Genomic DNA, 13,990 nt, shown 5'->3' with positions numbered 1-13,990 from the left:
CCTTGCAAGACATTCAGAATTGGAGCTCTGAAGCCCAGTAGCGTTTTGGATGGGTTTCCTGCCGGGTGTTTCGCAGCAGGACGGTGAATGTGTAGTCCTTCCTGGATGGAAGAACCACTTGGCTTGCCAATGGATCGCAAGTCATGAAGCTATTTCCGCGTTTTTCCCGCGTGTTGTCGATCGGACTCATCGGCTTGGCTGTATTGGCCGTTCTGCTTTATTTCTTTTACACGCCCGCTCGGACGCCAGCGCCTGACTTGCCTTCTCAGGCCTGTACGGCGCCGGCTTATGAAGCGGGCAAGGCTTACGCGCAGGGCGACCAGGTGCAGAATGTCGGCCGACAATTTGAATGCTGGAAGGATGAAGAGGCACCGCTTGGCATCGGCAGTTGGCAATGGTGCAAGCAGCCCGACTACAACCCGGGCCTGCCCGCCGGCAATGGGGCGGTCATCTGGCCGGACGCCTGGAAAGACTTGGGCGAATGTGGAGGTTTCCAGGGCAACCGACTGACCTTGAGTTTCGCCACGTTGAGCGGCCGTGGACCCATCGGCAACCCGGTGCCGGGTGTGGCGCGTGCCGATCAAATCGTCACAGGCGTGTTGCGTTGCAAGGCCGACGAAATCCCCATCAGCGCCAAATCCGGCGAGACGATCCATCTAGACAACTTGAAGGCCTGCGATTATCAATTGGTGATGAACGTGGCGGATGGCTTTGTGCCGTTGAACACGCCGCGAATTGTTTCTTTCCTGCGCGAGGAGGGCGAGGAACACGCCGTTACCCTCAAGTATCGGCCACCGGTACGCGCGGACAAACTCAGTGGCCTGCCGGGTATCAAAATCGAATTGTTTGCCCAGGGCCTGATTCAGCCGCGGCAAATGGCGATGGGCAAGAACGTGCTGTACGTCGGCTCCAGTGCGATTCCTTCTTACGTCTATGACGGAAAAATCGCCGATATGATCTACGCCTTGCCACTCGACAGCGCGGGCAAACCGACCGGTATCCATGTGGTTGCCAGCGGTCTCGAAGAGCCCCATGGCGTGGTGTATCGCGACGGTGACTTGTACTACTCGACCACCGGCGGCCTTTATCGCGTGCGCGACGCCGATGCGCACTACAAGGACCCTTCTCCAGAGTTGGTGTTCAAGTTCCCAGCCGATGACTCGGTGTTCCCGTTGCCTCCTGTCAGTTCGGGTTCGAGCACGCGCTTCTGGCATATGAAGCACCCTCTGCATTTCAATCCGCTGGACCCCGCCGACAAGGGCCTGTACACCGCGGTCGGCATACCGTGCAACCTGTGCATGATTCCCGCCGACCCGCGCTACGGTACGTTGTTGCGCTATGACACGGTGACCGGCAAGGCCGAGATACTGGCTAAGGGCGTGCGCAATTCCGTGGGGTTTGACTGGAACCCCAAGACCGGTGAAATCTGGTTTACCGATAACAATCGCCAGGGGTACCCCAACCCCGATGAGCTCAATCGCATCAGCGGCGCCCACCAGCACTTTGGCGTGCCTTATCTGTTTGGCAAAGGGACGCCCGGCTTTACCGAGGAAGAGTTTCGCAACCCGGGCGTCATTCAGCCGCCCTTGGTGCAGGGGGCGATTGTTTCCGACAAATCCTTGCAGCAGATCGACCCGAAAGACTATGTGCCAGCCGCCTTTGAGCTGGGCACCAATACGGCGCCCCTGGGGCTTAAGTTCTGGGAGGGCTTCCCGGCGCGCGCGGGCACCCAGAATATGTTGGTGGCTGTGCACGGTGCGGGTACGGCAGAGCGGCCGGGCATGGACGTGCGGATTGTGTCGATCCAGAACGGCACGCGAGTGGTCAATCAAATCCCGCTGATCAACGGGTTTATCCAGGACCCTCAACGTTTTGATGTGTATTGCCTGGACGATTCCTGCGTCGGCCGGCCAGCAGATTTCCTGGAGTTGGCGGACAAAAGCCTGTTGGTGTCAGACGATGTCGCCGGGGTGATCTACCGCGTCAGCTATGACCCTGCGGGCCTGCCGGACACGCAACTGACCTTGCGTCCCATGCTGGCTCCCGCCCCTGAGTTGGAAGACGAAATGCTCAGTGGCACGCTGGTTTCACCGGGCGGCAATACCCGGCAGTTCCATACGTCGTTCAACCCTGCGGACAGTGAGGCTGCCTTGATTCTAAACGGCTTGCCCTACGGCACCTATCAGGTGCGACTCAACGACGTGAAAAACTGGATTCCCCAAGTGCGAAACACACAGGTCATCTTGTCAGCCGAGAACAGCAAACCGACGGTGAACCTGCAGTACCGTGAACGGCCGATCAAGCTGGATATCAAGATTACGCTGTTGGCGCCTCCCAAACCCGCCTCGGTGACGGCTGCCAAGTGGCACTTCACCGTGCAGAAAAAAGACCCGGTAGGGGCTGCACCGGAAGTGGTCGAGGTGCCTTGGGGGGAGAGCGTCACGCGGCTGTTCGACTACGGAGAGTTCGACATCCTTTATCCCTATTATGCGCAAGAGAAACCGCAGCCTGAGCGTGTGTCCCTGCGGATCAACGAAGAAAGCCAGGACGAACAATTGACACCGATTGCCTATCGCCACGAGCCGAAGCTGGGCGAAACGGTGCTGGCCGAGGCGTGCACCAAATGTCATGCGGTGGAGTTCTTCAAGAACCTGCGCATGGCTGTGGCGTGGAGCGCTGCGGGCCAGGATGCGCTGGTCAGGCAGATTCAGAGCATGCCGGTCGCCGGGCATTGTGATACCACCTGTGCCACCGAGATCAGCAAGCACTTGTTTGACGTGGTGTGGGCGCCCTACCTGAGCCCGAACGATGCGTATGGCTTGCGGCAGGTGCGGCTGTTGACCCGTGATGAATACGCCAACAGCGTGTGGGATATTTTGGCGGTGGCAGTTAACACCGAAAAATTGCCTGCAGACAAATCGGAAAAAGACTTCAAGTATCCAGGCGAAGCCAGCATGGGATTCCTGCAGGCTGAAGACATCAAGCAACTGTATGAGATGGCTGTCTCCATCGCCGAGCGGGTGTCGCCCGAGCAACTCAAACGGCTTGAATCCGCGACCGACAGCCAGTCAGTGGGGGCACTGGGCTACAGGCTGTTTCGGCGTCATCTGACCGAAGCCGAACTGGCGCGTTATCAGGCCGTACTTGATGAGCACGGGGAGCGGGCGCTGGTCACGGCATTGTTGCTGTCCCCTCACTTTCTGTATCGCTCGGAACTGGGGCAGGCAGTGGCAGGGCAAGGTGGCGTCTACAAGCTGACGCCTTACGAGGTGGCGACGGCGTTGTCCTACACCTACCAAGGCACTACTCCAGACGCGCTGCTGCTGGCCAAGGCTGAGCGCAATGAATTGCAGACACCAGAGCAAATAACGGCCGAGATCGACCGGATGATGCACACCGACCGTGGTCTGGAGCATTTCAATCGGTTCATCAGCTACTACATCAAGACGCAGCGCGGCGTGCAGGAAAAACCGGGATTGGATGCGCCGATGATCCAACTGATGACTCAGGAACAAGCATTGTTGACCCGCCATGTCATGCTTGACGGCAGGGGCACGCTGGACGAGTTGTTCAACCCCGGCGTGACTTTCCTTAACCGGGCGCTGGCCGAGCACTACGGTATCAGTGGGGTCACGGGCGATGCGATGCAGAAGGTGGCCGTGGATGAAAAACGCGGTGGCCTGCTGCACTTGGGGCTCTTCCAGGCGGCGACTTCCGACTACAAGGTCACCTCGCTGGTCAAACGCGGCATAGCGATTCGCGAAAACCAGTTCTGCCGAGAGTTCGGTGCGCCTGTCGAGGCAGAGCCGACGGAACCCACTTATCCGCCGCGTGCCATCACGACCCGTGAACGCTGGGACCTGGTCAACGGTGAGCAGGCTTCGGGCGGGCGTTGCTGGCAGTGCCATCAATATATGAACGACACCGGCTCGTCGATGGAGCATTACGACGCTACCGGGCGTTACCGCCAGCAGGAACCGGCCTACAACTACACGGAGTTTCCTGTGCAGTTGCCGATCAAGTCGTCTGGTCCGTTCATTGGCGTTGACGGGACGGTGCCCATCGAGGATGTGCGGGACATCTCCAAGTTGATTGCACACAACTCTGCATCGTTGTTTTGCATGGCAGACAGCTACTTTCGTTTTGCCTCGGGTAACAAATCCGACGAGTCCACGTCCGCAACGGTCAAGGCGATCACCGACGGGTTGAAGGGAACCGGCTCGTTGCCGGCGATGCTGCGAACGCTGGGCACCTCCAACGCGTTCCAATTCAAGACGCAGAGGGATTGATCATGGATATCTTGAAGAGCCGTCGTCGTTTCCTGGCCGGGCTGGCCGCCATGGGCGTGTTTGCACCGCTCACGCAGTGTGGACTGGCCCGCATGGCCTTGGCGGGGCAAACCGAGCAAGCCAAGCTCAAGGTCGTATTTTTTGTGGTGCCTGACGGTTTGGCCGTGGACTCTGCGTCGGCTTATTCCAGCGATGGACGAGGCTTTTGGCATCCCAGTGCCAGTGCTCTGGATACGTCTGACTTTCAGCTCAACGAAGTCAGCCAGGAGCTGGCGGCGTATAAAAGTCAGTCCCTTTATGTGCGTGGCACCATCCTGGGGCCGGGCAATGAAGGTCACAACGGCTGGACGTGGGCCTTGCGCGACAGTGCGAAGAAAATGGCCTCGATTGATGTGTTGCTGGGGCGGCACATGCCGGGCACTGACCCGTCCCAGCGCAGCCTTTTTTCGGGGCCGCACTCGGGGATTGATGGCACCGCCTGGCAGGTCTCGTGGGAAGGGCCGGAAAGTGGTGGCGCCATGCGCAGGCCTGAGCAGGATCCGGTGTTGATGTACGAAAAGATCTTCGGCTCTGTCAGTCGTGATCTGCGCGAGCAACTGACGCGCAACAAGCATGTGTTCGACCCGGTACTGGCTGACATCAACGAGCTTCGAGGCAGGCTCGCCGGGGCGCAAAAACAGAAACTCGACACACAGCTTGATTCTGTGGAGCAAACCATGAAGGACATGGAGGAAACGCTCCCACCGATTGGTGAGTGTTCACCGCTGGCGTTGGAGGAGGTGCCGTTCAAGTCTGCGCAGTTTCGTAACCAAGTACAAAGCAGTCATCATCAAGTGGTTGCGACTGCATTGGCGTGTGGCATTACCCGTGTGGCCACGATTCAAGTGGGGCGCTCGGCGGAGTCGCTCAATATCCTGGATGTCAGCGACGTGACCAACCCCCATGATTGCGCGCACCGTCTTGGAGGATTGGACGTGTGGAAAAAATCCCGGCAGTGGTACACCCAACGGGCAAAGCTGTTTATGGATGAGCTGGCGCGCCAGGCAGACCCCGATGTTCCCGGCGATAGTTTGCTCAAGCACACGTTGGTGGTGTTGACCAGTGAGATGGCGGATGGTGCGCCTGAACACACCAAGGATATGCCGTTGGTATTGATGGGCGGGGCCAGCGGTTTGCTCAAGAGTGGTGACGGCGCAGGGCGTTATTTCAATATCACGGCACAGGGCGACCGGCATCAGGAGGGTAACCCGGTGATCGGCAATACCATGGTCGATATGCAGCACATTTGGGCCACTATCGCCAGGGCCGCTGGAACGACTGTGCCGTACGGTGGGAATGTGGATCCGGTAACCGGGATATTCACCAACGTTTAAATCGCCGCAAACACGACAAAATGCCGGAAAGTCCGTGGGAACGACTTTTCGGCTTTTTTTATTTAGGCCCAATCGTTCTAACGGCCCCAGCGTTCAGGCTGTTAAGCTGAAAATCAGGAACGTTCCTACGCCTATCCGCGATAACCTGGTCTTTCTTTTATGGCATCCAGTCGGGTAAACCTGACGGCCCTTGTTCTGGTCGATGCCCCTGGGAGCGTTACTCTCGGGACATGCTCTGCGAGTCTTTAACGTCATGAATAAACGTCCGTTGTATTTCGACTACGCCGCCACCACCCCGGTGGATGAGCGGGTTATCCAGGTGATGGTCGAGTGCCTGGGTTTCAATGCCAATTTCGGCAACCCTGCGTCCAGCTCCCATGCGTTTGGCCAGGCGGCCCGGCAAACGGTCGAGCAGGCGCGTCGCCAGGTGGCCGAGCTGGTGGGGGCCCAGGCTGAGCAGATCGTCTGGACCTCCGGCGCGACCGAATCCAATAACCTTGCCATCAAGGGCGTGGCCCAGGCACGCGGTGTGGCGGGTGGGCATGTCATCACCAGCCAGATCGAGCACAAGGCAACCCTGGACACCGCGCGGCAGTTGCAGGAAGCCGGCGTGGCCGTGACCTACCTGGTGCCGGATGCCGAAGGCTTGATCAGTGCCGAGGCTGTGAGCGAAGCACTGCGTGAAGACACCTTCCTGGTGTCGCTGATGTTGGTCAACAATGAATTGGGCACCCTGAACGATATCCCGGCCATCGGTGCGCGGGTGCGTGAGCATGGCGCGCTGCTGCATGTGGATGCCGCGCAGGGGGCAGGCAAGGTGGCGATCGACCTGGCCGAGTGGCCGGTGGACCTGATGTCGTTTTCTGCACACAAGGTGTATGGCCCCAAAGGCATTGGCGCGCTGTACGTCGGGCCGCGGGCGCAGCAGAAGGTGCTGGCGCAGATTCACGGCGGTGGCCACGAAGGCGGTTTGCGTTCCGGCACCCTGGCGACGCATCAGATTGCCGGCATGGGCACCGCGTTTGCCCTGGCGGCACAGGCGTTTGTCGAGGAGAAGGTCGCGATTGTCGCCCTGCGTCAACGCTTGCTGGATCAGTTAGAGTCCGTCGCAGGCGTGCGCTTGAATGGCAGCCTCACCCAACGTATTCCCCATACCTTGAGCCTTACGTTCGACGAGGGTGAGTTCAACCCCGCTGCGTTGAGCGCAGGGATTGCCTTTTCGGCCACGTCGGCCTGCAATTCGGCCAGCAATGCGCCGTCCCACGTGCTTCTGGCCCTGGGCCACGATGCCCGCAGCGCTGGGCGCACCATTCGCCTGAGCCTGGGGCGGTTCACTACCGAGCAGGATATCGACCAGGCGGTACAACTGATCAAGGCGGCCCTCGCCACTGCTCCGGCGTTCTGGGCGGTCTGAATTTCCAATCGCAACACATAACAATTATTCGTGGTTAGCAGGAGACACAATGAGTACGCAGCCTTTGACCCATGGAACGGTTCCCCAGCGCTTGGCGCATACCCGCGAACTGATGAGCCGCGAGGGCGTCCACGCCCTGCTGGTGCCGTCGGCGGACCCGCATTTGTCGGAATACCTGCCGGGTTACTGGCAGGGGCGCCAATGGTTGTCGGGGTTCCACGGTTCGGTGGGGACATTGATTGTCACCGCCGATTTCGCCGGTGTCTGGGCCGATAGCCGGTATTGGGAGCAGGCGACCAAGGAACTTAAGGGCAGTGGCATCGAGCTGGTGAAATTGCAGCCGGGCCAACCTGGCCCGCTGGAATGGCTGGCAGAGCAGACCCCGGAAGGCGGTGTGGTGGCAGTGGATGGCGCAGTGATGGCGGTGGCGTCGGCACGTACCCTGGGGGCCAAACTGGCGGAACGTGGCGCGCGTTTACGCACTGATATCGACCTGCTTGATGAAGTGTGGCAGGACCGCCCGGCATTGCCGAACCAACCGATCTACCAGCACTTGCCGTCGCAGGCCACCGTCAGCCGCGGAGAAAAACTCGCTGCCTTGCGGGCGAGTTTGAAAGAGAAGGGCGCCGATTGGCATTTCATCGCCACCCTGGATGACATCGCCTGGCTGTTCAACCTGCGTGGCGGTGATGTGTCGTTCAACCCGGTGTTCGTGTCGTTCGCGTTGGTCAATCAACAGCAGGCCACGCTGTTTGTGGCGCTGAGCAAGGTCGATGCCGAACTGCGTGCCGTGCTTGAGCAAGACGGCGTCACCCTGCGCGATTACAGTGAAGTGGCCGATGCGCTGCGCGCTGTGCCGTCGGGCGTGAGCCTGCAGGTTGATCCCGCTCGCGTCACCACAGGCTTGCTGGAAAACCTTGACGCAGGGGTGAAACTGATTGAAGGGCTGAACCCGACCACGCTGGCCAAGTCGCGCAAGAGCCTGGCTGACGCGGAACACATCCGCCAGGCCATGGAGCAGGATGGCGCAGCCCTGTGCGAGTTCTTCGCCTGGCTGGACGGCGCGGTGGGCCGCGAACGTATCACCGAGCTGACCATTGATGAACACCTGACCGCAGCTCGTACCCGTCGCCCGGGTTATGTGTCGTTGAGTTTCAACACGATTGCGGCGTACAACGCCAATGGTGCGATGCCGCACTACCACGCAACCGAAGAAGAGCACGCGGTGATCGAAGGTGACGGCTTGTTGCTGATCGATTCGGGTGGCCAGTACTTGGGGGGCACCACCGACATCACGCGGATGGTGCCTATCGGTACGCCGAGCGAGGAGCAGAAACGCGACTGCACACGCGTGCTGAAAGGCGTGATTGCCTTGTCCCGTGCGCATTTCCCCAAAGGCATTCTGTCGCCCTTGCTCGATTCGATTGCGCGTGCACCGATCTGGGCCGAAGGCGTGGACTACGGTCACGGCACCGGGCACGGCGTAGGCTATTTCCTCAATGTGCATGAAGGTCCGCAAGTGATCGCCTATCAGGCAGCGACTGCGCCACAAACCGCGATGCAGGCGGGGATGATCACGTCGATCGAACCGGGGACTTATCGCCCAGGCCGGTGGGGTGTGCGTATCGAGAACCTGGTGCTGAACCGTGAAGCGGGCAAGACGGAGTTTGGCGAGTTCCTCAAGTTTGAAACCCTGACCTTGTGCCCGATTGATACCCGTTGCCTGGAGCCATCGTTGCTGACGGTGGAAGAGCGCGAGTGGTTCAACGCCTATCACGCAGAGGTGTGTGAGCGCCTGAGCCCGTTGCTCAGTGGCGCGGCGCTTGAGTGGTTGCAGGTGCGCACGGCGGCTATCTGATCGCTTGCAGCTCGGGGGCCTGAGCCAGGGCGTCGGCCAGGTAGTCGACGAACGCCTTGACCCGGGCCGACTGGCGGCGATTGGGTGCCGACACCGCATGGATCGGCAGCGACTGCGGGGTGTAGTCCTGCAACAGCGCCACCACGCGGCCGGCTTTCAAGTCATCGTAGAACAGCCACAGGGGCGAAAGCGCAACGCCTAGCCCCGTCAACACCATCTCCCGCACCGCTTCAGAGTTATTGCTCTGGGCGTTGCCGGTGATGCGCACGGTGTGTCGCTTACCCTCTTTTTCGTAGGTCCACTGGTTTTGGCTGCTCAACAGGTTGAAGAGCAGGCAATTGTGCTGGGCGAGATCCTGCGGTGTGTGCGGGGCCGGATGCCGGGCCAGGTAGGCCGGGCTGGCCAGGGTGACACGGTGGGTGGTGCCGATTTGCCGGGCGATCAAGCCGCTGTCGCGCAGCTCGCCAATGCGCAGGGTCACGTCCAGGCCTTCACTGACCAGGTCTTGCAGTTGATCGCTGAGTTGCAGGTCAACGTGTACATCGGGGTATTGCTGCAGGAAACCGCTCAACCGCGAGGCGATATGCAGGTGGCCAAAGCTCACGGACGAACCGATGCGCAGGGGGCCGGCGATGCTTTCCTTGCCGGTCTGGAAGCTGTGTTCGGCGGCGTCCACGGCGGCGAGGATTTCTCGGCAATGGCTGTAGTACCGCTGACCTTCGTCGGTCAGGGACAGGTGGCGGGTGCTGCGGGAGATCAGCTTGCCGCCCAGTTCCCGTTCCAGGGCACGCAGCACTTTGCTGATGGTGGGCTGGGTGGTCTGCAGTTCCCGGGCGACGGCGGAAAAGCTGCCGCGTTCGATCACTCGAACAAAAATCGCCATCGCGTTGAGTTTGTCCATGATGCGGTCCATTCATGCCATTTGCGCATGGGTACTATAGCGGGTTGGCGTCTTATCGGCATGAGTGGGCGGGTGGATCATTGGCTTCACTTTCAATGAACCGAGATTGCCGAAATGACCGATACGACTGAAATGCAGGCGCTGGTGGTGGACACCGTCGACGCACCTTTTCGCCTGACAGCCATCGCCAAGCCGGTGGCGGGCGCTGGGCAGGTGCTGGTGCGTATACACGCCGTCGGCCTCAACCCTTTGGACGCGAAAGTTCGCGCAGGCCAGGCGGCACATGCTCAACAACCGCTGCCGGCGATCCTCGGCATGGACCTGGCGGGGACTGTCGAAGCGATGGGTGCGTTGGCGGGTGAATGGCAGGTGGGCGATGAGGTTTACGCGTTAGGGGCAGGGATTGGCGGTGCGCAAGGCGCGTTGGCTGAATACGCGGTGGTCGATGCGCGTTTGTTGGCGCGAAAACCCGCGTCCCTGGGGATGCGTGAAGCCGCCGTATTGCCGCTGGTGCTGATTACTGCCTGGGAAGGCTTGGTTGACCGTGCTCATGTAGGCCCTGGGCAAAAAGTCTTGATTCAAGGTGGTGCGGGGGGTGTAGGGCATGTCGCGGTGCAATTGGCTCTGGCTTATGGCGCGGATGTTTATGCGACGGGGTCTGCGAAACACCGGGCGACCATTGAAGGGTTGGGCGCCACCTTTATCGACTATCAGCAACACACGGTGGAAGCGTATGTGGCGCTCTACACCGAGGGTGAGGGGTTCGACATTGTGTATGACACCGTTGGGGGCGCGACGCTGGATGCCTCGTTTCGAGCGGCCAAGACCTATCACGGCCATGTGGTGAGCTGCCTTGGTTGGGGGCAGCATAGCCTGGCACCGTTGTCGTTCCGTGGGGCGACCTACTCGGGTGTCTTTACGTTGTTGCCGTTGTTGACGGGCAAGGGCCGCGAGCACCATGGGCAGATACTGGCCAAGGCGGCCCGCTTGATCAACACCGGCAAGCTGAAGCCGATCATGGACCCTCATCATTTCGACCTGCTGACTGCCAATGCCGCTTACGACTTGCTCGCAAGCGGCGCTCAAGGACGCTTGGCGATCGAGATCTAGCGCAGGGCTTCGCGCACAAAATCCAGACGGTCCTGACCGAAGAACAGCCGGTTGCCTACAAACAGGCTGGGTGCGCCGAAGACGCCGCGCTGCACGGCTTGTTCGGTCTTGTCCTTGAGTGCGGCCTTTACGGTTTCATCGTTGGCCAGGGCTAGGACCTGCTCCGGATCAAAGCCCTGTTCGGTCAGTACTTGCGCGACCACTGCTGGGTCACCCAGGTGGCGGCCTTCTACCCACAGGGCTCTGAACAGGCAATCAATAAAGTCGAGGAAGCGTTCTGGTTGGTGCATCTGGGCGCCGGTGACGGCCCGCATCAGCACCAGGGTGTTGATGGGGAAGTGCGGGTTGAACTTGAGGGGCACGTTGTAGCGCTGGGCATAGCGCGCCAGGTCATCGAACATGTAGCGGCCCTTGGCGGGAACGGTGATGGGCGAGGCATTGCCGGTGGCTTTGAATACACCGCCCAATAACATGGGTTGATAGATCAGTTGCGCGCCGGTGTCGGCACACAGCGCAGGCAATTGGGTGTAGGCCAGGTAGGTGGCGGGGCTGCCGAGGTCGAAGAAGAATTCCAGGGTTTTACTCATGGTCGGTGCTCGCTGCTTATTGTTATGGGGTGTTTACCAGGGTTCGTTCCAGGGGCGCAGGTCCAATTCAAAGGTCCAGGCGTCGCGTGGCTGGCTGTGCAGGTACCAGTAGTTGTCGGCGATGTGGTCGGGGTTGAGGATGCCATCCTGATCTTTAAGGGCGTATTTCTGCGGGAAATTGTCGCGAATGAAGTCGGTGTCGATGGCGCCGTCGACCACCACGTGAGCGACGTGGATGTTCCTGGGCCCGAGTTCTCGCGCCATGCTTTGCGCCAAGGCGCGGATACCGTGCTTGGCGCCGGCGAACGCGGCGAAACCTGCAGCCCCGCGTAAACCTGCGGTGGCACCGGTGAACAGGATAGTGCCACGGTTACGGGTGACCATGCGCTTGGCCACTTCCCGCGCATTCAGGAAGCCTGAAAAACAGGCCATTTCCCAAATCTTGAAATACTTGCGGGCGGTTTCTTCGAGGATGCTGCACGGCACGTTGGCGCCGATGTTGAAGACGAAGGCTTCGATGGGGCCTAACTGGGTCTCGATCTGTTCGATGAGCGCGATGACATCGTCTTCCTTGCGCGCATCACAGGCAAAGCCGTGGGCTTCGCCGCCCGCTGACTGGATGCTGTCGACCAGGGGCTGCAATTTGTCAGCGCTGCGACGGGTGACGCAGGCCACATAACCCTCGCGCGCGAAGCGTTTGGCGATGGCGCCACCCGTGGCGTCACCGGCACCCACTACCAATACGATTTTCTTGTTGTGTGTCATGGGGACTCCTTTGGCTCGATTATCGAGCAGGAGTCTAGACGCCGCGCTGGGAATGCCGGGAATGGATTGAATAAATGAATGCGAGCAGTCAGCGAAAGACTGCTCGAGCGCTTATTTGCAGATGACGATCATGCTGCGGCTGGTATAGCCGGCTGGGTTGAGGCCGAAAGGGTAGTCCCCAGGCTCTTCCGAATTGTCACCGGACTTGGCGATAACGCGGTAGCCCTTGGCGCCACATGAATTGGTTGCACTGGTGTAGCACTGATCCCAGGAGGAGGACAGGCCGGAACAGTTGATATGCAGCCCTTTTTTGCCCCGTTTCACTTCTGTCTTGGTGGTCGCGGCACAGCCAGCCATGGCCACGACCATTAACAGTATCAAAATTCGCTTCATTCCTATCCTTAATAGCCGCTTCGCAAAAAACGCCGGAAGCAGGCTCTACTCGCTCTCGAGTGTAGCGTTCGTGCTGTCCTTGTCGAAATTCTCCATGAATGACATTCGTTTACGACATAAACATGGCCTAAATGAACGGCAAATACTAGAGCTACTTTTAAAGATGATTAATCTGCCGGCACCAGTGGTTTGGATTCGTTGCGCATTGTCAGGGTGGCACCTACGGATGCCAGAATGATGCAGGTGATGGCCATCCATTGTGCAAAGGACAAATGTTCTTGCAGGAAGAAAAGACCAGAGAGGGCGCCGAATGCGGGTTCGATGCTCATCAGGGTGCCGAAGGTGCGCGCAGGAAGACGGGTGAGGGCAACCATCTCCAGGGTGTAGGGCAGGGCGGTTGACAGAATGGCGACGCCAATGGCGATGGGAATAAGGGCGGGTGTGAGCAACGCTGAGCCGGCGTGCACGATTCCGATGGGCGCAACAAACAGGGCGGCGATCATGACGCCGAGGGCGGCGGTCTGTACGCCGTTGTCATTGCCGGCCTTCTGGCCGAACAGAATGTAGAGTGCCCAGCAGACACCGGCGCCCAACGCATAGGTGGCACCGATCAGGTCGATCCCACTGCTGGCTTCTCCCGTGGGTATCAATAGGAGTAGGCCGGCTACTGCGAGGGCAATCCATAGAAAGTCGACTGCTCGGCGGGAAGCGTAGATAGCGACGGCGAGGGGACCGGTGAATTCCAGTGCCACAGCGATACCCAGGGGGACCGTGCGCAAGGACATATAGAAGAGGAAGTTCATTCCACCCAACGCCATCCCATAGACGATCACTGTGCGCAGTGACTTGGCCGTCAATTTAGCGCGCCATGGGCGCAATAGAAGCAGCATGATCACGCTGGCGAATATCAGGCGCAGGGTGGTGGTGCCTTGGGCGCCGACGATGGGGAACATGCTCTTGGCCAGCGAGGCGCCGGACTGGATGGATGCCATGGCGATCAGTAGCAAGCCGACAGGAAACAGCGCAGAAGCCAGGCTGCGGGGGGAGGTGGTCATTGGAGGTGTTCGTCCGGAGTCTTGGTAGAGGAGCAGAAGCCGCTATGATGCTTAAGTGTGCAGGGTTGAGCAATATACTGCTCAATATTCCTGGGCGTGCTTTCTATATAGAGCGTTTCCGGGGCTTTTGGGCAAATTGATAGAAAGATTAAATTAAGGGTTGACGGCAGATTCTGGAAGCCTATAATTCGCCCCACTTCCGGCGCAGTCGAAACGGAAAACTCCTTGAGTTTCAATGAGTTAAG

Annotated in this window: 11 protein-coding genes; 5 read left to right on the top strand and 6 right to left on the bottom strand. The window is 59.6% G+C overall.

What is annotated here, in order from left to right:
• Positions 1–143: 143 nt before the first annotated feature.
• From ACVWVP_RS08690 to ACVWVP_RS08675, 4 genes are all read left to right on the top strand, one after another.
• A complete protein-coding gene (locus tag ACVWVP_RS08690) occupies positions 144–4,289 on the top strand; it encodes a DUF1592 domain-containing protein (protein ID WP_457405301.1) in 4,146 nt (1,381 codons plus the stop codon).
• A 50-nt stretch (positions 4,290–4,339) separates the two neighbouring features.
• Positions 4,340–5,662 carry a DUF1552 domain-containing protein gene (locus ACVWVP_RS08685; protein WP_457405299.1) on the top strand — a complete coding sequence of 441 codons (1,323 nt, stop codon included), beginning with the start codon at positions 4,340–4,342 and terminating at the stop codon, positions 5,660–5,662.
• 253 nt (positions 5,663–5,915) lie between these two features.
• Positions 5,916–7,076, top strand: a complete 1,161-nt coding sequence (locus ACVWVP_RS08680) for a cysteine desulfurase family protein (RefSeq protein ID WP_178920109.1) — start codon at positions 5,916–5,918, stop codon at positions 7,074–7,076.
• Positions 7,077–7,125: 49 nt separating this feature from the next.
• On the top strand, positions 7,126–8,934 hold the full coding sequence (locus ACVWVP_RS08675; RefSeq protein WP_457405296.1) for an aminopeptidase P family protein: 1,809 nt from the start codon (positions 7,126–7,128) through the stop codon (positions 8,932–8,934).
• Here the strand turns inward: ACVWVP_RS08675 and ACVWVP_RS08670 are convergent.
• Positions 8,927–9,835 (bottom strand): LysR family transcriptional regulator, encoded by a 909-nt coding sequence (locus ACVWVP_RS08670; RefSeq protein ID WP_457405293.1) that lies wholly within the window; start codon positions 9,833–9,835, stop codon positions 8,927–8,929. The two genes, ACVWVP_RS08675 and ACVWVP_RS08670, sit on opposite strands and share 8 nt — an antisense overlap.
• Positions 9,836–9,949: 114 nt before the next feature.
• Here ACVWVP_RS08670 and ACVWVP_RS08665 point away from each other — a divergent pair, with 114 nt between their 5' ends.
• Positions 9,950–10,945 carry a zinc-dependent alcohol dehydrogenase family protein gene (locus tag ACVWVP_RS08665; protein WP_457405291.1) on the top strand — a complete coding sequence of 332 codons (996 nt, stop codon included), beginning with the start codon at positions 9,950–9,952 and terminating at the stop codon, positions 10,943–10,945.
• Here the strand turns inward: ACVWVP_RS08665 and ACVWVP_RS08660 are convergent.
• The 5 genes from ACVWVP_RS08660 to ACVWVP_RS08640 all read right to left on the bottom strand — a co-directional run.
• Positions 10,942–11,532 (bottom strand): DsbA family protein, encoded by a 591-nt coding sequence (locus ACVWVP_RS08660; protein WP_457405288.1) that lies wholly within the window; start codon positions 11,530–11,532, stop codon positions 10,942–10,944. The two genes, ACVWVP_RS08665 and ACVWVP_RS08660, sit on opposite strands and share 4 nt — an antisense overlap.
• Positions 11,533–11,565: 33 nt before the next feature.
• Positions 11,566–12,297, bottom strand: coding sequence for an SDR family oxidoreductase (locus ACVWVP_RS08655; RefSeq protein WP_259173190.1), 732 nt, complete (start codon positions 12,295–12,297; stop codon positions 11,566–11,568).
• A gap of 111 nt (positions 12,298–12,408) precedes the next feature.
• On the bottom strand, positions 12,409–12,690 hold the full coding sequence (locus tag ACVWVP_RS08650) for a hypothetical protein (RefSeq protein WP_176996385.1): 282 nt from the start codon (positions 12,688–12,690) through the stop codon (positions 12,409–12,411).
• Between the two features lie 167 nt (positions 12,691–12,857).
• Positions 12,858–13,745, bottom strand: coding sequence for a threonine/homoserine exporter RhtA (gene rhtA / locus ACVWVP_RS08645; protein WP_178920103.1), 888 nt, complete (start codon positions 13,743–13,745; stop codon positions 12,858–12,860).
• A partial coding sequence (locus ACVWVP_RS08640) for a hypothetical protein (RefSeq protein WP_457405284.1) occupies positions 13,742–13,990 on the bottom strand: 249 nt, incomplete at its 5' end. The genes ACVWVP_RS08640 and rhtA, both read right to left, overlap by 4 nt.

The organism is Pseudomonas sp. TE24901 (genome assembly GCF_054058375.1).
Note: the sequence above shows the minus strand (reverse complement) of the source record. Positions and strands in the feature narration are given on the sequence as shown.